18 protein-coding genes and 2 pseudogenes are annotated in these 20,798 nt (G+C 66.5%); 10 read left to right on the forward strand and 10 right to left on the reverse strand.

The features are described 5' to 3' along the window. Positions 1–16: 16 nt before the first annotated feature. Positions 17–904, reverse strand: a complete 888-nt coding sequence (locus tag WS70_RS29195; protein ID WP_059472658.1) for a LysR family transcriptional regulator — start codon at positions 902–904, stop codon at positions 17–19. Between the two features lie 89 nt (positions 905–993). On the opposite strand from WS70_RS29195, the gene WS70_RS29200 reads away from it, so the two are divergent. The 3 genes from WS70_RS29200 to catC are packed head-to-tail and all read left to right on the forward strand — an operon-like array spanning position 994 to position 3,392. After that, positions 994–2,127, forward strand: coding sequence for a muconate/chloromuconate family cycloisomerase (locus WS70_RS29200; RefSeq protein WP_059472657.1), 1,134 nt, complete (start codon positions 994–996; stop codon positions 2,125–2,127). Between the two features lie 34 nt (positions 2,128–2,161). Further along, entirely contained in the window at positions 2,162–3,064 is a 903-nt protein-coding gene (gene catA / locus WS70_RS29205) for a catechol 1,2-dioxygenase (protein ID WP_059472920.1), read from the forward strand. Between the two features lie 37 nt (positions 3,065–3,101). After that, positions 3,102–3,392 (forward strand): muconolactone Delta-isomerase, encoded by a 291-nt coding sequence (catC, locus tag WS70_RS29210; protein WP_059472656.1) that lies wholly within the window; start codon positions 3,102–3,104, stop codon positions 3,390–3,392. A 109-nt stretch (positions 3,393–3,501) separates the two neighbouring features. On the opposite strand, the gene cyoD is transcribed toward catC, so the two are convergent. The 5 genes from cyoD to WS70_RS29240 all read right to left on the reverse strand — a co-directional run bounded on the left by cyoD (position 3,502) and on the right by WS70_RS29240 (position 10,020). Beyond that, positions 3,502–3,834, reverse strand: a complete 333-nt coding sequence (gene cyoD, locus WS70_RS32580; protein ID WP_059472655.1) for a cytochrome o ubiquinol oxidase subunit IV — start codon at positions 3,832–3,834, stop codon at positions 3,502–3,504. After that, entirely contained in the window at positions 3,835–4,443 is a 609-nt protein-coding gene (cyoC, locus tag WS70_RS32585) for a cytochrome o ubiquinol oxidase subunit III (RefSeq protein ID WP_059598526.1), read from the reverse strand. Continuing rightward, positions 4,443–6,449, reverse strand: a complete 2,007-nt coding sequence (cyoB, locus tag WS70_RS29225; protein WP_059598525.1) for a cytochrome o ubiquinol oxidase subunit I — start codon at positions 6,447–6,449, stop codon at positions 4,443–4,445. The genes cyoC and cyoB overlap by 1 nt, the downstream gene beginning before the upstream one ends. Positions 6,450–6,451: 2 nt before the next feature. Further along, positions 6,452–7,339, reverse strand: a complete 888-nt coding sequence (cyoA, locus tag WS70_RS29230; RefSeq protein WP_108034096.1) for a ubiquinol oxidase subunit II — start codon at positions 7,337–7,339, stop codon at positions 6,452–6,454. Between the two features lie 647 nt (positions 7,340–7,986). Then, positions 7,987–10,020: an NADPH-dependent 2,4-dienoyl-CoA reductase gene (locus tag WS70_RS29240; protein ID WP_059472593.1), complete on the reverse strand. Its 2,034-nt coding sequence runs from the start codon at positions 10,018–10,020 to the stop codon at positions 7,987–7,989. A gap of 130 nt (positions 10,021–10,150) precedes the next feature. On the opposite strand from WS70_RS29240, the gene WS70_RS29245 reads away from it, so the two are divergent. Both WS70_RS29245 and WS70_RS33750 read left to right on the forward strand, forming a co-directional pair. Continuing rightward, positions 10,151–11,203 carry an AraC family transcriptional regulator gene (locus WS70_RS29245; protein ID WP_059596979.1) on the forward strand — a complete coding sequence of 351 codons (1,053 nt, stop codon included), beginning with the start codon at positions 10,151–10,153 and terminating at the stop codon, positions 11,201–11,203. 231 nt (positions 11,204–11,434) lie between these two features. Then, positions 11,435–11,602: pseudogene (locus WS70_RS33750) on the forward strand (nuclear transport factor 2 family protein); the annotation flags it as partial. Between the two features lie 207 nt (positions 11,603–11,809). Here WS70_RS33750 and WS70_RS29260 read toward each other — a convergent pair. Then, the gene (locus WS70_RS29260; protein WP_059472597.1) at positions 11,810–12,022 is read right to left on the reverse strand and encodes a DUF1059 domain-containing protein; all 213 of its coding nucleotides are present in this window, start codon (positions 12,020–12,022) and stop codon (positions 11,810–11,812) included. A 249-nt stretch (positions 12,023–12,271) separates the two neighbouring features. After that, positions 12,272–13,186 (reverse strand): LysR family transcriptional regulator, encoded by a 915-nt coding sequence (locus tag WS70_RS29265; protein ID WP_059472596.1) that lies wholly within the window; start codon positions 13,184–13,186, stop codon positions 12,272–12,274. Positions 13,187–13,407: 221 nt separating this feature from the next. Between WS70_RS29265 and benA the strand changes: the two genes are divergently transcribed. Genes benA through WS70_RS29285 form a run of 4 tightly spaced genes read left to right on the forward strand, consistent with a single transcriptional unit; the run spans position 13,408 to position 17,120 of the window. Then, positions 13,408–14,775, forward strand: a complete 1,368-nt coding sequence (gene benA / locus WS70_RS29270) for a benzoate 1,2-dioxygenase large subunit (RefSeq protein WP_059472590.1) — start codon at positions 13,408–13,410, stop codon at positions 14,773–14,775. Further along, positions 14,772–15,263, forward strand: coding sequence for a benzoate 1,2-dioxygenase small subunit (gene benB / locus WS70_RS29275; protein ID WP_059596978.1), 492 nt, complete (start codon positions 14,772–14,774; stop codon positions 15,261–15,263). The genes benA and benB overlap by 4 nt, the downstream gene beginning before the upstream one ends. Positions 15,264–15,306: 43 nt before the next feature. Continuing rightward, entirely contained in the window at positions 15,307–16,329 is a 1,023-nt protein-coding gene (gene benC / locus WS70_RS29280) for a benzoate 1,2-dioxygenase electron transfer component BenC (RefSeq protein WP_059596977.1), read from the forward strand. Continuing rightward, a complete protein-coding gene (locus WS70_RS29285; RefSeq protein WP_059472587.1) occupies positions 16,326–17,120 on the forward strand; it encodes a 1,6-dihydroxycyclohexa-2,4-diene-1-carboxylate dehydrogenase in 795 nt (264 codons plus the stop codon). The genes benC and WS70_RS29285 overlap by 4 nt, the downstream gene beginning before the upstream one ends. A gap of 52 nt (positions 17,121–17,172) precedes the next feature. On the opposite strand, the gene WS70_RS29290 is transcribed toward WS70_RS29285, so the two are convergent. Continuing rightward, the gene (locus WS70_RS29290; RefSeq protein WP_059472586.1) at positions 17,173–18,054 is read right to left on the reverse strand and encodes an alpha/beta hydrolase; all 882 of its coding nucleotides are present in this window, start codon (positions 18,052–18,054) and stop codon (positions 17,173–17,175) included. Between the two features lie 321 nt (positions 18,055–18,375). Between WS70_RS29290 and WS70_RS33755 the strand changes: the two are divergent. Beyond that, positions 18,376–18,510: pseudogene (locus WS70_RS33755) on the forward strand (FUSC family protein); the annotation flags it as partial. 506 nt (positions 18,511–19,016) lie between these two features. Here WS70_RS33755 and WS70_RS29300 read toward each other — a convergent pair. Further along, positions 19,017–20,579 carry an amino acid permease gene (locus tag WS70_RS29300; RefSeq protein WP_059472585.1) on the reverse strand — a complete coding sequence of 521 codons (1,563 nt, stop codon included), beginning with the start codon at positions 20,577–20,579 and terminating at the stop codon, positions 19,017–19,019. Positions 20,580–20,798 lie beyond the last annotated feature (219 nt).

The following is a 20,798-nucleotide window of genomic DNA, read 5'->3' on the forward strand; positions in this document are numbered from 1 at the left end:
CGCTCCGCGCGCGGCGTCAGCGGCCCGCCATCAGTTCGCGCGCGAGCGAGCAGAACAGCGTGGTCGCGCGGCTTGCGTCGTGCAGCCGCCGGCTCAGGATGATCGGCGACGTCGCGACGGGCTCCGGCAGCGGCCGGTAGACGACGCCCTTCACTCTCACCCCTTCGACGCTCTCCGGCACGAGCGACACCCCGACCTGCGCGGCGACGAGGCCGAGCGCCGTCTGCAGCTCGCGCACCTCGTGCACCGCCGCGGGCGCGAGGCCGCCGTCGCGCAGCGCGGACAACTGCTGATCGGCGAAGCTCGGCCGCGGCGTACTCGGGTAAACGATCAGCGTCTGCGCGGCGATCTCCGCGAGCGAGAGCGGCGCGCCGGGCGCGGCGAGCGGATGCCCGTCCGGCAGCGCCGCGATCAGCCGCTCTTCGACGAGCACCTCGCGCACGAGCTGGTCGTCGTCGAAGCGCAGCCGGCCGAAGCCGATGTCGATCCGGCCGCCTTTCAGCGCGCCGAGCTGCTCGAGCGTGAACATTTCGTTCAGCGACAGCTCGACCGCCGGCGCGGCCTCGCGGAACGCGCGGATCACGTCGGGCAGCGCGCCGTACAGCGTCGACGGCACGAAGCCGATCACGATCCGCTCTGCCGCCTGCGCGAGCCGGCGCGTGAGCGGCGCGAGCTCGTCGGCCTGCTCGAGCACGCGCCGCGCCTGAGCGTAGAACACCCGCCCTGCATCGGTCAGCTTCAGCGGCCGCGCGCCGCGCTCGAAGAGCGGCAGGCCGATCTCGTCCTCGATCAGCTGCAGTTGGCGGCTCAACGGCGGCTGCGTCATGTGCAGCCGTTCCGCGGCGCGCGTGATGTTCATTTCCTCGGCCACCGCGATGAAATACCGGAGCTGACGCAGTTCCATGCATACCTCGAAAGTATGGAAGTAGTCGGAATGGGTGTTGGACGCCGTCGCGCGTTTGTTTCTACCATGTGCGCGACAGGAGGATTTCGATGATAGCAACAGGCATCACCATCGACCGCATCGAGACGCTGCTCGTCGACGTGCCGACGATCCGGCCGCACAAGCTGTCGGTCGCGACGATGAACTGCCAGACGCTCGTGCTCGTCCGCGTTCGATGCTCGGACGGTATCGAAGGCGTCGGCGAAGGCACGACGATCGGCGGCCTCGCGTACGGCGAGGAAAGCCCCGAGAGCATCCGCACGAACATCGACACCTATTTCGCGCCGCTGCTGCAAGGCGCGGACGCGACCCGCCCCGGCGCCGCGATGGCGCGCGCGCACAAGCTGTTCCAGGGCAACCGCTTCGCGAAATGCGCGCTCGAGACCGCGCTGTTCGATGCGCAGGCGCGCCGGCTCGGCGTGCCGCTGTCCGAGCTGTTCGGCGGCCGCGCGACCGATGCGCTCGACGTCGCGTGGACGCTCGCGAGCGGCGACACCGATCGCGACATTGCGGAGGCCGAAGCGATGCTCGAAGCGCGCCGCCATCGCGCGTTCAAGCTGAAGATCGGCGCGCGCGCGGTCGCCGACGACGTCGCGCACGTGGTCGCGATCAAGCGCGCGCTCGGCGAGCACGGCGACGTGCGCGTCGACGTGAACCAGGCGTGGACCGAGAGCGAAGCGGTGTGGGCGAGCATGCGGCTCGCGGAAGCGGGCGTGAGCCTCGTCGAGCAGCCGATCGTCGCGACGAACCGCGCGGGCCTCAAACGCCTGACCGCGCTCGCGCACATCCCGATCATGGCCGACGAGGCGCTGCACGGCCCCGTCGACGCATTCGCGCTCGCGCGCGACCGCGCGGCCGACGTGTTCGCGGTGAAGATCGCGCAATCGGGCGGCCTGCAAGGCGCCGCGGCCGTCGCGTCGATCGCGGCCGCGGCCGGCATCGATCTGTACGGCGGCACGATGCTCGAAGGCGCGGCCGGCACGATCGCGTCCGCGCAGCTCTTCAGCACGTTCGGCTCGCTCAAGTGGGGCACCGAGCTGTTCGGCCCGCTGCTGCTGACCGAAGAGATCCTCGTCGAGCCGCTGCGTTACGAGGATTTCAAGCTGCACCTGCCGGCCGCTCCCGGTCTCGGCATCGCTTTCGATTGGGCCCGCATCGAGCGGATGCGACGCCGGTCCCGCTGACCCACGCCTACATTCATTGATATTGGAGACGCAGATGAACAAGGAAGCCATCGACGCCCTGCTGAAGTCGTTCGACGACGCCGCGACGCATCCCGGCAACCCGCGCGTGCGCGCGATCGTCAACCGGATCGTGAAGGACCTGTTCCACACGATCGAGGATTTCGACGTGCAGCCGAGCGAATTCTGGACCGCGCTCAACTACCTGAACGAAGCAGGCAAGGAATTCGGCCTGATCGCGGCCGGCCTCGGCTTCGAGCGCTTCCTCGACGTGCGGATGGACGAAGCGGAAGCGAAGGCCGGCCTGCAAGGCGGCACGCCGCGCACGATCGAAGGGCCGCTGTACGTCGCCGGCGCGCCGGAAACGGTCGGCCATGCGCGTCTCGACGACGGCGCCGATCCCGGCCAGACGCTGCTGATGCGCGGCCGCGTGCTCGGCGACGACGGCAAGCCGCTCGCGAACGCGCTCGTGGAAGTATGGCATGCGAACCATCTCGGCAATTATTCGTACTTCGATCCATCGCAGCCGGCGTTCAATCTGCGCCGCTCGATCCGCACCGGCGCCGATGGCCGCTACAGCTTCCGCAGCGTGCTGCCCGTCGGCTACAGCGTGCCGCCCGGCAGCAAGACCGAGCAGTTGCTCGGCCAGCTCGGCCGCCACGGCCACCGTCCCGCGCACATCCACTTCTTCGTGTCGGCGCCCGGCCATCGCAAGCTGACGACGCAGATCAACATCGAAGGCGATCCGCACATCTGGGACGACTTCGCGTTCGCGACGCGCGAGGGCCTGATTCCGGAGATCAAGCAGGCCGAAGGCGCGCAAGGCAAGCCTTACGGAATCGACGGTCAATTCGCGCTGATCGACTTCGACTTCTCGCTGACGCACGAGCGCGGCGACGTGCCGGCGAGCGAAGTCGAGCGCGTTCGCGCGCAGGCGTGAGCGGCGTCGCCGCAACGTTCATCGCAAGGAGCAAACCATGCTGTTTCATGTGGAAATGACCGTCGACCTGCCCGCCGACATCGATCCGGTGAAGGCGGCCAGCCTGAAGTCGGAAGAAAAGGAGATGGCGCAGCGGCTGCAGCGCGAAGGCGTGTGGCGGCACCTGTGGCGCATCGCGGGCCGCTACGCGAACGTCAGCGTCTTCGACGTCGAGAGCCCCGCGCATCTGCACGACGTGCTGAGCCAGCTCCCGCTCTTCCCGTACATGCGGATCGAAGTGCGCGCGCTGTGCCGGCATCCGTCGTCGATCCACGACGACGATCGCTGAGCGGCGCATCGCGTCGGCCGCGCAAAATGAAACGGACGCACGGTTGTTCTCCGTGCGCCCGCGCTTTTTCACATGCACCGGGCATACGCGGCGCATGCGAGATTCACGCTCAACGCGACATCATATTCATGCCGACGTTGTGCATGACCCAAAGCGTGCCGACGATCAGGATCGCCGCCGTCAGCACCGTGTAGCTGAACGCCATCACGTTCCAGCGTTGGCCGGACGATCCGTTCATGTGCAGGAAATAGACGAGGTGCACGACGATCTGCACGAACGCGAGCGCCGCGAGCGCGATCAGCGACGCGTGCGACGACAGCGCGCCGCTCAGCACGAGTCCGAACGACGCCGCCGTCAACAGGACCGACAGGATGAACCCGGCGACGTAGCCGCCCGCCGTGCCGTGCGCTTCGCCGTCGTGAGAGAGGTGCGTATCGGTCATTTAGATCACGCTCGCGAGATAGACAAAGGAAAACACGCAGATCCAGACGATGTCGAGGAAGTGCCAGAAAAGACTCAGGCAGGTGAGCCGGCGAATGTCGCGCTCGGTCAGCGCCGGGCGGCGCATCGCCTGAAACGCGAGCACGGCCATCCACAAGAGGCCGATCGCGACGTGCAGCCCGTGCGTGCCGACGAGCGTGAAGAACGACGACAGGAACGCACTGCGCTGCGGCCCCGCGCCTTCGGCGATCAGGTGCGAAAACTCGCGCAGCTCCATCGCGAGAAAGGCCGCGCCGAGCACGAACGTCACCGCGAGCCAGCCGAGCAGCGCGCCGCGGCGGCCGCGCTGCGCGCCGATCATCGCGAAGCCGTACGTGATGCTGCTGACGAGCAGCAGCGCGGTCTCGAGCGCGACGCCCGGGATGTCGAACAGGTCGACGGCCGTCGGGCCGCCCGCGAACTGATGCGCCATCACCGCGAACACGGCGAACAGCGCGGCGAAGATCACGCAGTCGGTCATCAGATACAGCCAGAAGCCGAACACCGAATGCGACGGCGGATGGTCGTGCGCAGCCTGATGATGAGCGGCGCTCACGGATTGATACGACATCAGTTTGCCTCCAGTTCGGCTTCCGCCGGCCGCGCGGCGAAGCGCGCGCCGCCGCGTTTTTCCTCGATCTTGCGAACGGTATCGGCCGGGATGTAATAACCGTCGTTGTCGCTCGCGCTATGCGCGATCACCGTGACGACGATGCCGGCGAGCCCGACGATCGAGAGCCACCCGATGTGCCACACCGCCGCGAAGCCGAGCACCAGGCTGAACACGCCGACGAAAAGGCCCGCGCTCGTGTTCGACGGCATGTGGATGTCGCGATACTCCGCCTGCTTGCCGATGCCGGGGCCGCGCTCCTTGCGGTGCGCGAATTCGTCGAGCGCGCGCACGCTCGGAATCGTCGCGAAGTTGTACGCGGGCGGCGGCGACGACGTCGCCCATTCGAGCGTTCGGCCGCCCCACGGGTCGCCCGTGACATCGCGGTTCTCGGGCTGTTTGCGATCGCGCAGACTGACGACGAGCTGCAGCAGCTGGCATGCGATGCCGATCGCGATCAGCACGGCGCCGAACGCGGCGACGATGAGCCACGGATGCCAGGCCGGATTGTCGTAATGGTTCAGACGCCGCGTCATCCCCATGAAGCCGAGCACATAGAGCGGCACGAACGCGACGTAGAAGCCGACCTGCCAGAACCAGAATGCGGCCCGGCCGAGCGTCTCGTTCAGCTTGAAGCCGAACACCTTCGGGAACCAGTAGTTAAAGCCCGCGAGATAGCCGAACAGCACGCCGCCGATGATCACGTTGTGGAAGTGCGCGATCAGGAACAGACTGTTGTGCAGCACGAAGTCCGCGCCGGGGATCGCCATCATCACGCCCGTCATCCCGCCGAGCGTGAACGTCACCATGAAGCCGATCGTCCACAGGATCGGCGTCGAGAATTCGAGCCGGCCGCGGTAGATCGTAAACAGCCAGTTGAACACCTTCACGCCGGTCGGAATCGCGATGATCATCGTCATGATCCCGAAAAACGCGTTGACGTTCGCACCCGAGCCCATCGTGAAGAAGTGGTGCAGCCACACGAGGAACGACAGCACCATGATCGCGCAGCTCGCATAGACCATCGTCTTGTAGCCGAAGAGCGGTTTCTTCGCGTACGTCGCGACCACTTCCGAGAAGATCCCGAACGCGGGCAGGATCAGGATGTAGACCTCCGGATGGCCCCACGCCCAGATCAGGTTCAGATACAGCATCGGATTGCCGCCGGCATCGTTCGTGAAGAAGTGCATGCCGAGATAGCGGTCGAGGCCGAGCAGCGCGAGCGTGACCGTCAGGATCGGAAACGACGCCATGATCAGCACGTTCGTGCAGAGCGCGGTCCACGTGAACACCGGCATCTTCATCAGCGTCATGCCGGGCGCGCGCATCCGGATGATCGTCGCGAAGAAATTGACGCCCGTCAGCAGCGTGCCGACGCCGGATATCTGCAGCGCCCACAGGTAATAGTCGACGCCGACGCCCGGACTGAACTGCAGTTCCGACAGCGGCGGATACGCGAGCCAGCCCGTCTGCGCGAATTCGCCGACCACGAGCGAGATGTTGATCAGGATCGCCGAGACCGCCGTCATCCAGAAGCTCAGCGAATTGATGAACGGGAACGCGACGTCGCGCGCGCCGATCTGCAGCGGCACGATGATGTTCATCAGGCCGATCATGAACGTCATCGCCATGAAGAAGATCATGATGACGCCATGCGCGGTGAAGATCTGGTCGTAGTGATGCGGCGGCAGATAGCCGGGCGCGTCGTACGCGAGCGCGAGCTGCAGGCGCATCATGATCGCGTCCGAGAAGCCGCGCAGCAGCATGACCAGCGCGACGATGATGTACATCACGCCGAGCTTCTTGTGGTCGACGGTCGTCAGCCACTCGGTCCACAGCCATTTCCAGCGCTTCGTATAGGTCAGCGCGCCCAGAATCGCGAGCACGACAAGCCCCATGAACGCGGCCGCGCCCATGATGATCGGCTGATCGAACGGGATCGCCGAAAGCGTCAATTTACCGAACATGCTTACCTCTTCGTCCGACAGGCGGCGTCCGTCAGGTCCAGGACGCGGCCATCGTTGTACTTCGCGATGATGTTGTTGAACAGCCGGGGATCGACCGTCGAGTAGTAGCGCACCGGCTGCTTCTCGCTCGGTTGCGCGAGCTGGCTGTACGCGGTCATGTCGAGCCGGTCCGACGACGCGCGGACCTTCGCGACCCACGCGTCGAACGCGTCGCGCGGCGTCGCGAGCGTGCGGAACTTCATGTCGGAAAAGCCGCGGCCGCTGTAATTCGCCGACATCCCGGCGAAATCGCCCGGCTCGTCGGCGATCAGATGCAGGCGCGTCTGCATGCCGGCCATCGCGTAGACCTGCGTGCCGAGCTGCGGGATGAAGAACGAGTTCATCACCGCGTCGGACGTGATCCGGAAATTGACTGGCGTGCCGACCGGCACCGCCAGTTGGTTCACCGAAGCAATGCCGAGATCCGGATAGACGAACAGCCACTTCCAGTCGAGCGCGACGACCTCGACGTCGATCGGCTTCACCGACGATTCGAGCGGCCGGTACGGATCGAGCTCGTGCGTGGTCTTCCACGTGAGGATGCCGAGGAACAGGATGATCAGCGACGGCACCGTCCAGATGACGATCTCGATCGCGGTGGAATGCGCCCACTTCGGCGCGTAGGTCGCGTTGCGGTTCGACGCGCGGTAGCGCCACGCGAAGAGCAGCGTCAGGAAGATCACCGGCACGACGACGATCAGCATCGCCCACGTCGACGTCGCGATCAGCGACTTCTCCGCGGCGCCGACCGCGCCTTTCGGATCGAGCACGTCGAGCCCGCAGCCGGACAGCGAGGCGAGCGCACCGATCGCACCGAACAACGACAAGCCTTTGAAAGCCTTTCTATTCATCACATTTGCCAGCATCAGATGTATCGCAGTCCGAGCGAACCGGCGGACGACCGATTCGCGGAAGCGCTCGCATCATACGGCCGGCGAACGAGATGAAAATCCGTCAATGAGACAAATCATCTTTGCAGAAAATGATAGTGTGACACGTTGTCACAGCGATGACGCGGCTTGTCTCGATGCGGAGGGCAGCGTGGTTGCGTACGCGCGCATGCATGTGCGAGAAGGCGCTCGCCGATGACGAACGGGACCGTCGATGCGATCGGCCGTGCAATCGGCAACGTGCGTGCGGGGTGGTTTGTTCGGCGAGATCGCAAACGCGGCGACGGCGATTGCATGCGTCGTGCGCGTCGGCGGACACGCGTCATCGCTGTCAACGTCGACGCCACGCAATCGACCGTGCTTCACGTTCGAATCGCTGCCGCACGTCAAGCGCCGACATGATGAAAGATCGAACCGGCGATCGCGATCCGTCACGTCGCCCGATTCGACGAGCCGGGATACTCGGCGCGCGGACGCCGGCCTGCCGCGCACGCTCGAATGCATGCAGATGCAGATGCGTCTCGACGCTCGATCGCCGCGACGCGCCCGCTATCGCCGAAGCAAACCGCTGCGCGAGTAGCGCCGCGACGCACGGACGCGCGCCTCGCTCACAGCCGGGCGGCGAGCCTCGAACCCTGGTCGATCGCGCGCTTCGCATCGAGCTCGGCGGCCAGTTCCGCGCCGCCGATCAGATGCACCGATACGCCCGCCGCCTTCAACGGCTCGTACAGCGTGCGCTCGGATTCCTGCCCCGTGCACATCACGATCGTATCGGCCTCGATCACGGTCGGGTCGGCGCGCTCTTTGCCGAACGTCACGTGCAGCCCCTTGTCGTCGATCAGCTCGTAGTTCACGCCGCCGATCATCTCGACTTGCTTCATCTTCAGCGTCGCACGGTGAATCCAGCCGGTCGTCTTGCCGAGCCCCTTGCCGAGCCGCGTCGCCTTTCGCTGCAGCAGCGTGACGCGGCGCGCGGGCGGCGCGACCTCGCCGCGCGTCACGCCGCCGCGCACGAGCGCGGGGTCGGCGACGCCCCATTCGGCCTTCCACGCGTCGAGATCGAGCGTCGGCGATTCGCCATCCTGAACAAGAAACTCGGAGACGTCGAAGCCGATCCCGCCCGCGCCGACCACCGCGACGCGCGCGCCGACCGGCTTGTTGCGCGCGAGCACGTCGATGTAGGTCAGCACCTTCGGATGATCCTGGCCCGGGATGCGCGGATTGCGCGGCGCGACGCCGGTCGCGAGCACGACGTCGTCGTAGCCTGCCGCGATCAGCTCGGCCGCGTCGATACGGCGATTCAGACGTAGCTGCACGCCCGTCAGTTCGATCTGTCGTGCGAAGTAACGCAGCGCCTCGTGGAATTCCTCCTTGCCCGGAATGCGCTTCGCCATGTTGAACTGGCCGCCGATCTCGGCCGCCGCGTCGAACAGCTCGACGCGATGCCCGCGCTGCGCGAGCACGGTCGCGCACGCGAGGCCGGCGGGACCGGCGCCGATCACCGCGACCCGCTTCGCGTTCGCCGCGCGCGCATAGTTCAGGTCCGATTCGTGACACGCGCGCGGATTCAGCAAGCACGAAGCGATCTGGTTCTTGAACGCGTGATCGAGGCATGCCTGATTGCAGCCGATGCACGTATTGATCTCGTCGACGCGCCCTTCGGCCGCCTTGTTCACGAACTCGGCGTCGGCGAGGAACGGCCGCGCCATCGACACCATGTCCGCGCAGCCATCCGCGAGGATCTGCTCGGCGACTTCCGGCCGATTGATCCGGTTCGTCGTCACGAGCGGAATGCCGACCTCGCCCTTCATCTTCTTCGTGACCCACGCGAACGCGCCGCGCGGCACCGACGTCGCGATCGTCGGCACGCGCGCCTCGTGCCAGCCGATGCCGGTGTTGATCAGCGTCGCGCCCGCACGCTCGACCGCCTTCGCGAGCAGCACGGCTTCGTCCCAGTCGCTGCCGTCCGGAATCAGGTCGAGCATCGACAGCCGATAAATGATGATGAAGTCGCGGCCGACCGCTTCGCGAGTGCGCTCGACGATCTCGACCGGCAGGCGCATCCGGTTCGCATACGAGCCGCCCCATTCGTCGGTGCGCTGGTTCGTATGCAGCGAGATGAACTGGTTGATCAGATAGCCTTCGGAGCCCATGATCTCGACGCCGTCGTAGCCGGCGTCGCGCGCGAGCTTCGCGCAACGCACGAACGCGCCGATCTGCCGTTCGACGCCGCGCGCGGTCAGCTCGTGCGGCGTGAACGGCGAGATCGGCGACTTGAGCCGCGTCGGCGCGACCACGAACGGGTGATAACCGTAGCGGCCGGTATGCAGGATCTGCAGCGCGATCTTGCCGCCTTCCGCGTGCACTGCGTCCGGAATCACGCGATGCCGGCGCGCGGCCGATGCCGTCGACAACGTGCCGCCGAACGGTTTCGTCCAGCCGGCGACGTTCGGCGCAAAGCCGCCCGTGACGATCAGGCCGACGCCACCGCGCGCGCGCTCAGCGAAATAGTCGGCGAGACGCGGCAGCGTCTTGCGGCTGTCTTCGAGGCCCGTATGCATCGACCCCATCAGTACGCGATTGCGCAGCGTCGTGAAGCCGAGATCGAGCGGGGCGAGCAGGTGTGGAAACGGGGTCGTCATCGCGTATTGTGGGAAGTATCGGGATCGTGACATCGTAGGGGCGCGCGCCGCTTGTCCGTGAGGGGTCAAACAGCCATAATGCTTGTCATTTATGGCCAATCTTGGCCATTCCTGGCCGGTTCACGACACGATGACGCGGCGATCGACGAAAGACCATCTGGGCCTGCGCCGGCCGACGATTCCGGTCGCGTATCTGCGGCACCTGCTGAAGGTGTTCGAAGAGCGCGGCATCGATGCGCGCGACGCCCGCGCGGGCACCGGCCTGCGCGACGACGTGCTCGGCGAGCCGGACGCGCGCGTCGCGCCGTCGCAATGGGGCCGGCTCGTGCTGAACGCGATCCGGCTGAGCGGCGACGAGGGGATCGGCTTCGAGCTCGGGCTGCGGCTGCGGATGTCGGTGCACGGCTTTCTCGGCTACGCGGCGCTGACGGCGGCCGACTTGCGCGCGTCGCTGCTCGTGAACGCGCGCTATTTCCGGATGCGCAACCGGCAATACCGGTTGCAGTACGCGGAGCGCGACGACGGCGCAACGCTCGCGCTGCACGCCGTGCAGGCGAACCCGGTGCTCCAGCATCACGCGATGTTCGAGATCGTGCTGACCGGGATCGCGCAGAACGTCGGCACGGTGACAGGGCGCGCCGCCCCGCCGGTCGAGCTGCAGTTCGCGTGGCCGGCGCCCGACTATCACGCGCGCTACCGCGACCGGCTGCCGCCCGTGCGCTTCGACTGCGCGGCGAACGCGCTGTGGGTATCGCGCGACGCGCTCGACTGGCCGTTGCCGATGGCGGACGAAGTCGCGCACCAGCAGGCGCTCGCGCAGGTCGAGCGCGAATATGCGGACGTGCGTCACGAAGAAGGCGATCTCGTCGCGCGCGTGCGCGCGGAGCTCACGCTGCCGGCGCACGGCTATCCGGGGCCCGACGCGCTCGCGAAGCGGCTGTTGATGTCGACGCGCACGCTGCGGCGGCGCCTGCTCGATGCGGGTTCCGGCTATCGCGCGCTCGTCGATGAAGCGCGGCTGCGCGACGCGCGCCGGCTGCTGCGCGCGTCCGACCTCGACCTGAAGACGATCGCCGAACGCCTGCAGTTCACCGATCCGGCGAACTTCACGCGCGCGTTCCGCAAGTGGACGGGGCAAACGCCCAGCGCGTATCGGGGGGCGGCGGGCGACGTCGAGCCGTGAACGGCGCGCGCCGCACGTTCGCGGTCATGTCATGAACGCATCGCTCGCCGACCTCCGCGCGACCGCGAACATGTGCTGCGCGAGCCACGCGACTTCCGGCCGGCGCACGTGCTTCGCGGACTCGATTGCGCGGCAACGTCGCTGACGCAGCGCGTGCCGACTTGCATGCACGACGGCTTCGCGTTGTCCGAACCGACGGAGATCGCCAGGCTCGGTCAGCCGCGCGACGCCGAATTGATCTGGGAATATCCGCGCGAAACGCCGCACGGCGATCAGGTCGACTTGATCGAATCGATCGACGTCGTCGGCGGACGCATCGCGCGCCACCGGGTCTACTGGGGCTGGGTCGGATTCCGGACGCTCGTCGCGGCGATGAGGCGCGCCGAATCGTCTGCGTGACGCAGCGACGTTCGGCGCGAAAGGAAAAAGACAGCCCGCCGCGCGGCCGGCGGCGCATGCCGCTGCATCCGGGTACAAAACGCGCGTCCGCGTACCGACTCACCGGCGCGGCAGCGGATTCGCGCGCGCCCGGGCAGATTCGACATGCGCCCCCGTGGACCGATGCGCGCCGATACGTGTCGATACGCGTCGGTCGTTCCGTCGACGCTACGCTTGGCGCGGCGCATCGACGGGCGGCGTGCCGTCGTGGAAAAGCGTCTTCAGTTGAGCGCGCAACGCCGGCGAATCGGCATGATGATGAACCGTGACCGCGTGCTGCACGGCCGCATCCAGCAATTCGTCGTCCGAATCGGCGGACATCGCGACGGTGCAGTGCATTTCGCTCGGAAACTCCCGGCAATCGATGTATTTGCGAGCCATGATGCCCTCCTCGCATGAGACGTGAAGCGATTTGACGATCGAACTTCCCTTGGGATGAATCGCGTCGAAAGCGACGATGCTGCGCATTGGATGAAGTTATGGTTGGATTCTAGGTCACGGCGAAACGCTTTGTCAGGCTAACGAATGCCGAGCGCGAACGCGCCGCGCGTCATGCGCCCGCAAGCCGATCTCCGGCTCGGCCGCGATTCGGTCCGGGCGCGCTCGCGCGTCGTTCCGCGCACCGCCCGCTCATTCGTGCGGCGGCTGATACTCCATGTTGAATTCGTCATATAACTGATAAATCAACGTGAGCATCGCGCGAATGTCCGTCGATTCGTCGAGCATCCGCGTGCTCATGATGATCGGCGACACGAGATTCGGATCGTCGAGCTCCTTATAGCTGACGTCGTCGCGCTTGAGCCCATGCACGCTGCGCGGCACGACCGATACGCCCTCGCCCGCCGCGACGAGCCCGAGCGCGATCTGCAGCTCGCGCGTCTCGTAGATCTTCTGCGGCTTCAGCGCGCGATCGTGGAACGCGGCGAGCACCTGGTCCGCGTAGCTCGGCCGCGGCGTCTTCGGAAAGATGATCAGCGTCTCGTTGACGAGATCGTGCAGCGACAGCAACGGCTTCGCCGCTTCGAGCGGATGCCCGACCGGCAGCGCGACGATCATCCGCTCCTCGCGCAGCACGATGCGCCGCACGCTCGGATCCTCATGACGAATGCGGCCGAAGCCGACGTCGATCCGCCCCTCCTTCAGCGCCTTGATCTGATCCATCGTCGACATCTCGTGCAGGCTCAGCTCGACCTCGCCGTATTCGTCGCGAAAGCGGCGGATGATCCGCGGCAGCATCCCGTACAGCGTCGAACCGACGAAGCCCACCGACAGCGAGCGCTCGATCTTGCCCACACGCTTCGTCATCGATTCGAGCTCGGCCGTTTGCGCGAGCAGCTGCACCGCGTGCGAATAGAAGAAGCGCCCGGCGTCGGTCATTTTCAGCGGCCGCGCGTGCCGCTCGAACAGCATCACGCCGAGCGCGTCCTCGAGTTGCTGGATCTGGCGGCTCAGCGGCGGCTGCGCGATGTGCAGGCGCTCCGCCGCGCGCGTGAAATTCTGCTCCTCCGCGACCGCGACGAAGTAGCGTAAATGCCGCAGCTCCATCTTCATACCTCTTGGATATCGATCCGATACTCAATCAGTGTTGGACGCACCGTTTTGCCGGCAACTATCCTCATTCTGACCGCGTCGTTGTCGTGCACTATACCTGCGAAGCATCGTAGCTCCATCCGGGTTTTCCGCACGGCGCGCGTTGCGGCGCAGCGCCGAACCGATCGTCCGGACCCGCGCCGGTCACGATCAGAGCCCATCAGGAGACGCCCCCCATGATCCCGATCTACCCGGATCGTCATCCGGCACTGCGATGCATCGACGACTTCCTCGTCGAAGACAAGATGCGCGGCGACTACCGGCTGCACCGCAGCGCGTTCACCGACGACATGCTGTTCGAGCTCGAGATGAAGCACATCTTCGAAGGCAACTGGATCTATCTCGCGCACGAGAGCCAGATCCCGAACGCGAACGATTACTACACGACGAACATCGGCCGCCAGCCGATCGTGATCGCGCGCAACCGCCAGGGCGAGCTGAACGCCTTCGTCAACGCATGCACGCATCGCGGCGCGATGCTATGCCGCCACAAGCGCGGCAACCGCGCGAGCTATACATGCCCGTTCCACGGCTGGACGTTCAGCAACAGCGGCAAGCTGCTCAAAGTAAAGGATCCCGAAGAAGCCGGCTACCCGGACTGCTTCAATCGCGACGGCTCGCACGATCTGAAGAAGGTCGCGCGCTTCGAGAACTATCGCGGTTTCCTGTTCGGCAGCCTGAATCCGGACGTCGAGCCGCTCGCCGCGTATCTCGGCGACGCCGCGCGAATCATCGACATGATCGTCGACCAGTCGGCGGACGGCCTCGAAGTGCTGCGCGGGTCGTCGACGTATACATACGAAGGCAACTGGAAGCTCACCGCCGAGAACGGCGCCGACGGCTATCACGTGTCGGCCGTGCACTGGAACTATGCGGCGACCGTCAATCACCGCAAGACGGACGCGCAACACGAAGACTCGATCCGCGCGATGGATGCCGGCAAGTGGGGACGCCAGGGCGGCGGCTTCTACGCGTTCGATCACGGCCACATGCTGCTGTGGTCGCGCTGGGCGAACCCGGAGGACCGGCCGAACTTCGATCGTCGCGACGAATTCGCCGCACGCTGCGGCAGCGACGTCGCCGACTGGATGATCCAGAACTCGCGCAATCTGTGCCTGTACCCGAACGTCTATCTGATGGACCAGTTCGGCTCGCAGATCCGCGTGCTGCGGCCGCTCGCCGTCAACCGCACCGAGGTCACGATCTACTGCATCGCGCCGAAGGGCGAAGCGCCCGACGCGCGCGCCCGGCGCATCCGGCAATACGAGGACTTCTTCAACGCGAGCGGGATGGCGACGCCCGACGATCTCGAGGAATTCCGCGCGTGCCAGCAAGGCTACGCGGGCCGCGCGGTCGAATGGAACGACATGTGCCGCGGCGCGACGCATTGGATCGAAGGCCCCGACGAAGCCGCGCGCAGGATCGGCATCCAGCCGGTGATGAGCGGCATGAAGACCGAGGACGAAGGGCTGTACACGGTCCAGCACCGCTACTGGATCGCGACGATGAAAAAGGCGCTCGCCGCCGAACGGAGCCGCGCATGAAGACGATCGATCTCGCCGACATCCAGGCGTTCCTCCACCGCGAATGCCGGCTGCTCGACGACAAGGAATGGGATGCGTGGCTCGACTGCTATCACCCGGACGCCGTGTTCTGGATGCCGTCGTGGGACGACGCCGACACGCTCGTCACCGATCCGCAGCGCGAAATCTCGCTGATCTACTACCCGAACCGGCAAGGGCTCGAGGATCGCGTGTTCCGCATCAAGACCGAGCGCTCGAGCGCGACGATGCCCGACACGCGCACGAGCCACAACGTCGCGAACGTCGAGCTCGAAAGCGTCGCAGGCGGCGTGCACATCGTGCGCTTCAACTGGCACACGCTCAGCTATCGCTACAAGACGGTGTCGAGCTATTTCGGGATGTCGCGCTACGCGATCGATTTCTCCGGCGACGCGCCGAGGATCGTCAGCAAGTACGTCGTCCTGAAGAACGACTACATCAACCAGCTGATCGACATCTATCACATCTAGCCGGCCGCGCGCCGCACGACGCGCCGCGCCCGAGGAACGCATCATGGAACACCGCATCGCACTCCAGTTCGAAGACGGCGTCACCCGCTTCGTCACGTGCCGCGAAGGCGAAACGCTCGCCGACGCCGCGTATCGCCAGCAGATCAACATCCCGCTCGATTGCCGCGACGGCGCATGCGGCACCTGCCGCTGCCGTTGCGAGTCGGGCGATTACGACCTGCCCGAGTCGAGCTACATCGAGGACGCGCTCACCGCCGGCGAGGCCGCGCAGCGCTATGTGCTCGCATGCCAGACGCGCCCGCGTTCCGACTGCGTGATCGACGTGCCCGCATCGTCGGCCGCGTGCAAGACGGGCGCCGTGCGCCACGAAGGCACGCTTTCCGCAATCGAGCGGTTGTCGGCATCGACGATTCATTTCACGATCGACGTCGACGAGCCCGCGAAGCTCGCGTTTCTCGCGGGTCAGTACGTGAACTTCGAGGTCCCGGGCGTCGGCGCGACGACGCGCTCGTATTCGTTCAGCTCGCGGCCGGGCGACGCGCGCGTGTCGTTTCTCGTGCGCAACGTGCCGGGCGGCCGGATGAGCCGCTATCTCGTCGACGAAGCCGCGCCCGGCCAGCGGATCGCATTCTCCGGCCCGCACGGCAGCTTCTATCTTCGCGACGCCGCACGGCCCGCGCTGTTCCTCGCGGGCGGCACCGGCATCGCACCGTTCCTGTCGATGCTCGACGTCTGCTCGGCGCGCGGCGACGCGCCGCCCGTGCGGCTCGTCTACGGCGTCACGCGAGACGACGATCTCGTCGCGCTCGACCGCCTAGGCGACGTCGAACGCCGCCTAGGCGGCTTCGAATACCGGACCTGCGTCGCCGACGACGCGAGCGCGCATCCGCGCAAGGGCTACGTGACCGCGCACGTCGAGCCCGAATGGCTGAACGACGGCGACGTCGACATCTATCTGTGCGGCCCGGCGCCGATGGTCGACGCGGTGCAAACGTGGCTGCGCGAGCGCGGCGTCACGCCGGCCAATCTGTACTTCGAAAAATTCTCGTCGAGCAGCGCGTCATGAATACTCGCCACGCACCCGGCCGCTTCGACCACCAAGTCATGATCGTCACGGGCGCCGCGCAGGGCATCGGCCGCGGCGTCGCGTTGCGCGCGGCGCGAGAGGGCGCGACGACGGTGCTCGTCGACCGCGCGGATTTCGTCCACGACGCCGCGGCCGAGATCGCGTCGCAGGGCCGCCGAACGCTCGCCGTCGTCGCCGACCTCGAAACGTACGCGGGCGCGGAAACGATGGCGCGCGCGGCGATCAACGCATTCGGCAGGATCGACGTGCTCGTCAACAACGTCGGCGGCACGATCTGGACGAAGCCGTACGACCGCTACGAAGTCGCGCAGATCGAAGCGGAGATCCGCCGCTCGCTGTTCCCGACGCTGTGGTGCTGTCGCGCGGTGCTGCCCGGGATGATCGAGCGCGGCGGCGGCGCGATCGTCAACGTGTCGTCGATCGCGACGCGCAGCATTCATCGCGTGCCGTATGCGGCCGCGAAGGGCGGCGTCAACGCGTTGACCGCGAGTCTCGCGTTCGAGCACGCGGCGCACGGCATACGCGTGAACGCGGTCGCCGCGGGCGGCACCGACGCACCGCCGCGCAAGGTGCCGCGCAACGCCGAACCGCAGAGCGACGACGATGTGCGCTGGTATCGCGAGATCGTCGACCAGACGCTTTCATCGAGCCTGATGCACCGCTACGGGACGATCGACGAGCAGGTCGCCGCGGTCCTGTTTCTCGCGTCGGACGAGGCGTCTTACATGACCGGCTCGGTGCTGCCCGTCGGCGGTGGCGATCAAGGATAAGCGTCACGCTCGCGCACGACGCCGCGCGTTTCCTGTTCGCGTCAGATCCGCTTCAGGTCCGCACGCGCGGCGCGGTGCGCACGAACGCAGCGACGTCGTCGAGCACCGGCGCGAAAGGCCGCATCGGCAAGCCGAACGCGCCGACGAGCAGCGCGTGCCCGACGCGCGGATAGAGCTTGATCTGCACCGCGCCGCCCGCGGCGTCCACGCGCGCGGCAAACCGTGCGGTGTTGCCCGGCTTCACCGTCGCGTCGCACAGGCCCGATATGAGCAGCATCGGCGGCTCGCGGCCGTCGACGAAGCGGATCGGCTGACTCGCTTCGCGCACGGGCTCGGGAAAGACCCGCATCAGCGTCGCGTCCTTCAATGGCAGGAAATCGTACGGACCGGCGAGCCCGACGACCCCCGCGAGATCGCACTTGTCGAGGCCCTGCGCATCGAGAAAGCGGCCGTCGGTCGCAAGCAGCGTCGCGATCTGCGCGCCCGCCGAGTGGCCGGCGACGAACAGACGCTGCGGATCCGCGCCGAGCTCGGCCGCGTGATCGCGCGCCCAGCGCACCGCCGCGGCCGCGTCTTCGACGAAGTCCGGAAACACCGCGTCCGGATAGAGCCGGTAATCGGGAATCGCCACGACGAAGCCGCGCGACGCGAGCGCTTCGCCGACGAACCGGTAGTCGCTGCGCCGGCCGCTCTGCCAGCTGCCGCCATAGAAGAACACGACGAGCGGCGGCTTGCCGCCGCCCGGCGCCGGCGCACCGCGGCCGGCAGGCACGTAAACGTCGAGCGAGCGGCGCGGCCCCGCGCCGTAGACGATGTCGAAGCGGCCGACGAACGTCGCACGGCGAGCCGCCGCGTTCAGCACGGCTACCGGGTTGCGGCCGGCCCACACGCCGAGCGTCACGACCGATCCGATCAACATCATTCCTGCCAGCATGGCCTGCTCCTCGATTGCCCGAACGACGGTTCACGCGCCGCGCGCCGCCTGGTCGGTGCGCACACGCCGCATTCAAACGATTCAAACGCCGCGCCGCGATTCGCGGCACCGGCATGCGTCGTGCGTCGCGTCCGGTCCGCGGCGTTTTCGGCCGCAAGCATCGTCTTCGACGGAAGAAACCGGTTAACGATAAGGCGTCCAAATAGGCGATTCGTAGAGGGTCGCCTCGATATCGCACGACATGTCCGCCGGCGCACGCTCGCCGATGCGCACAGGTGAAGCGCTCGTGCGCTGGCCGTATTGCATGCGGCACACACTTCCGCCGTCGCCGCCGAACGTGTCGTCAACGTGCTGCCCGGCGGCCTGATCGGCATCGCGTTCGTGCTCGGAATGCCTTGGTTCGAGACGCGTCCGCTCGCGCGATGGCGCGACGCTCGCGCAAGCCGGCGCGCGTGACGCAGCAATCGCCGAGTTCGCGCGTGCGACCCACCGCATGTCGCATACGCGGCGTCCGCATCGCATTCGATGCATCACTCGCGATACATCGGCATCCGAACCAGGCACGAACGAAAGACGAATGCGTAACGCGCATGGCGTTCAATTTCGATGCATCACCACATAGGAAAAACCGGCGAAGCGCAGACCGATTGGCATTCGCTGTACGCGAGGTTCGGCACATGCGGAACATCGATTGTGCCGTTCTTCGTGCAAACGAAATCGGCAACGCGGCGAATCGCACCGACGTGTTCGCGGCGCCGTAAACGCCGGTGTCCCGCGCGGAGCGGCGAGACTGCCGCCTGCCGTCGAACGGCGCGTCGGCGGTCCTCGAACAACAAAATAATTCGAAAAAAACGACGGCATCCCGCGACTCAGACTCAAAAAAGCGGCCGCGCCCGAAGCCGGGCGCGGCCGCTTTTCAAAATCGCAACGGAGAACGCATGCCCGCTGCGCGACGCCGCGCGCTACGACGCCGCTTCAGGACTCGACGGCACGCGCACGGCCGCCGCTTCGCGTGCATCGCGCGCCGCCGCGCGTTCGTGCTCGGCGACCCACGACGCGATATCCATCTCTTCGTAGCGAACGAGACGGGTCTTGTGGAAGAGCCGGTAGCCGAGCCACACGACGAGGAAGAGCGGAATGCCGACGTAGGTCGCGAGCACGCCGACCCAATCGATCTTGTTCGCGAGGAACGCCTGGTAGTCCTGACCGAGGGCGATCACGATGCACAGCGCGAACGCGAAGATCGGGCCGTACGGATAAAGGTTCGATTGATACGGCAGTTGGCCGACCGAGAAGCCCTGGCGGATGAAGCCCTTGCGGAATCGATAGTGGCTGACCGCAATGCCGAGCCATGCGATGAAGCCCGTCATCCCCGACGTGTTCAGCAGCCACAGATAGACCGTCTTGTCGCCGTACAGCGACGACAGGAAACACAGCGCGCCCACCGCGGTCGTCGCGTACAGCGCGTTGCGCGGCACGCCGCCCGCCGAAAGCTTCGCGAACAGTTTCGGCGCGCGGCCTTCGGTCGCGAGGTTGTAGAGCATCCGCGTCGATGCATACATCCCCGAGTTGCCGGCCGACAGCACCGCGGTCAGGATCACGGCATTCATCACGCCTGCGGCGAACGCGAGGCCCGCATGGCGGAACACGAGCGTAAACGGGCTCACGCCGACGTCGGTCACGTCGCTCTTCAGCAGATTCGGATCGGTATACGGAACCAGCACGCCGATCACGAAAATCGCGAGCACGTAGAACAGCAGGATCCGCCAGAACACCTGGCGCACCGCACGCGGGATCGTCGTGCGCGGGTTTTCCGATTCGCCGGCGGCGACGCCGATCAGCTCGGTGCCCTGGAACGAGAAGCCGGCGATCATCGCGACGCCCATCATCGCGGGCAGACCGCCCGCGAACGGCGCGTCGCCGATCGTGAAGTTGCTCCAGCCGTTGCTCGGGCCGCCCTCCAGGATGCCGAAGATCATCAGCAGGCCGACGCCGATGAACGCGAGCACGGTGACGACCTTGATCAGCGCGAACCAGTATTCGGCCTCGCCGAAGCCGCGCACGGTCAGCACGTTGAGGAGGAACATCACGCCGAGGAACGCCGCGCTCCACCAGACGCCCGGCACGTCCGGGAACCAGTAATGCATGACGAGCTGCGCGGCGACGAGCTCGACGGCGATCGTCACCGCCCAGTTGTACCAGTAGTTCCAGCCGAGCGCGAAGCCGAAGCCCTCTTCGACGTATTTCGCGCCGTAGGTCGCGAACGAGCCGGACACCGGCATGAACGCGGCCATCTCGCCCAGGCTCATCATCAGGCAGTAGACCATCACGCCGATCAGCAGGTACGCGAGCATCGCGCCGCCGGGGCCCGCCTGCGAGATGGACGCGCCGGACGCGACGAACAGGCCCGTGCCGATCGAGCCGCCGATCGCGATCATCGTCAGGTGACGGGCTTTCAGGCTGCGGCGCAGCTGAGGGGGATTCGATTGTGCGGTTGAGCTGTCGGAATTCGGGTGTGATGACATAACGGGCTGGCAAGGAGCGGCGGGCGACGGTTCGACGCCGCGCCGGGCAGGACGCCGGATTCGGCGCGTCCCCGGGACGATCTGCGGCGCGCCGCGCCGCACGCATTTTTTGCGCAGCGCGGATTCTACCCGATTCGTCAGACGTCGCCTGCAACATGACGTGCTGCGACGCGCAAGATCGCGATGAGCAAAACGCTTTGTCGATCAAGGGGTTGCGCG

Source organism: Burkholderia mayonis, from assembly GCF_001523745.2.
Lineage (GTDB): Bacteria > Pseudomonadota > Gammaproteobacteria > Burkholderiales > Burkholderiaceae > Burkholderia > Burkholderia mayonis.

Bases quoted from the DNA above. Each gene is read 5' to 3' on its own strand.
- cyoA (WP_108034096.1), bottom strand. From the start codon at position 7,339: ATGAATAGAAAGGCTTTCAAAGGCTTGTCGTTGTTCGGTGCGATCGGT.
- benB (WP_059596978.1), top strand. From the start codon at position 14,772: ATGAAGACGATCGATCTCGCCGACATCCAGGCGTTCCTCCACCGCGAA.
- WS70_RS29300 (WP_059472585.1), bottom strand. From the start codon at position 20,579: ATGTCATCACACCCGAATTCCGACAGCTCAACCGCACAATCGAATCCC.
- benA (WP_059472590.1), top strand. From the start codon at position 13,408: ATGATCCCGATCTACCCGGATCGTCATCCGGCACTGCGATGCATCGAC.
- WS70_RS29285 (WP_059472587.1), top strand. From the start codon at position 16,326: ATGAATACTCGCCACGCACCCGGCCGCTTCGACCACCAAGTCATGATC.
- benC (WP_059596977.1), top strand. From the start codon at position 15,307: ATGGAACACCGCATCGCACTCCAGTTCGAAGACGGCGTCACCCGCTTC.
- cyoB (WP_059598525.1), bottom strand. From the start codon at position 6,449: ATGTTCGGTAAATTGACGCTTTCGGCGATCCCGTTCGATCAGCCGATC.
- WS70_RS29290 (WP_059472586.1), bottom strand. From the start codon at position 18,054: ATGCTGGCAGGAATGATGTTGATCGGATCGGTCGTGACGCTCGGCGTG.
- WS70_RS29245 (WP_059596979.1), top strand. From the start codon at position 10,151: ATGACGCGGCGATCGACGAAAGACCATCTGGGCCTGCGCCGGCCGACG.
- WS70_RS29260 (WP_059472597.1), bottom strand. From the start codon at position 12,022: ATGGCTCGCAAATACATCGATTGCCGGGAGTTTCCGAGCGAAATGCAC.
- WS70_RS29200 (WP_059472657.1), top strand. From the start codon at position 994: ATGATAGCAACAGGCATCACCATCGACCGCATCGAGACGCTGCTCGTC.
- cyoC (WP_059598526.1), bottom strand. From the start codon at position 4,443: ATGTCGTATCAATCCGTGAGCGCCGCTCATCATCAGGCTGCGCACGAC.
- WS70_RS29195 (WP_059472658.1), bottom strand. From the start codon at position 904: ATGGAACTGCGTCAGCTCCGGTATTTCATCGCGGTGGCCGAGGAAATG.
- catA (WP_059472920.1), top strand. From the start codon at position 2,162: ATGAACAAGGAAGCCATCGACGCCCTGCTGAAGTCGTTCGACGACGCC.
- catC (WP_059472656.1), top strand. From the start codon at position 3,102: ATGCTGTTTCATGTGGAAATGACCGTCGACCTGCCCGCCGACATCGAT.
- WS70_RS29240 (WP_059472593.1), bottom strand. From the start codon at position 10,020: ATGACGACCCCGTTTCCACACCTGCTCGCCCCGCTCGATCTCGGCTTC.
- WS70_RS29265 (WP_059472596.1), bottom strand. From the start codon at position 13,186: ATGGAGCTGCGGCATTTACGCTACTTCGTCGCGGTCGCGGAGGAGCAG.
- cyoD (WP_059472655.1), bottom strand. From the start codon at position 3,834: ATGACCGATACGCACCTCTCTCACGACGGCGAAGCGCACGGCACGGCG.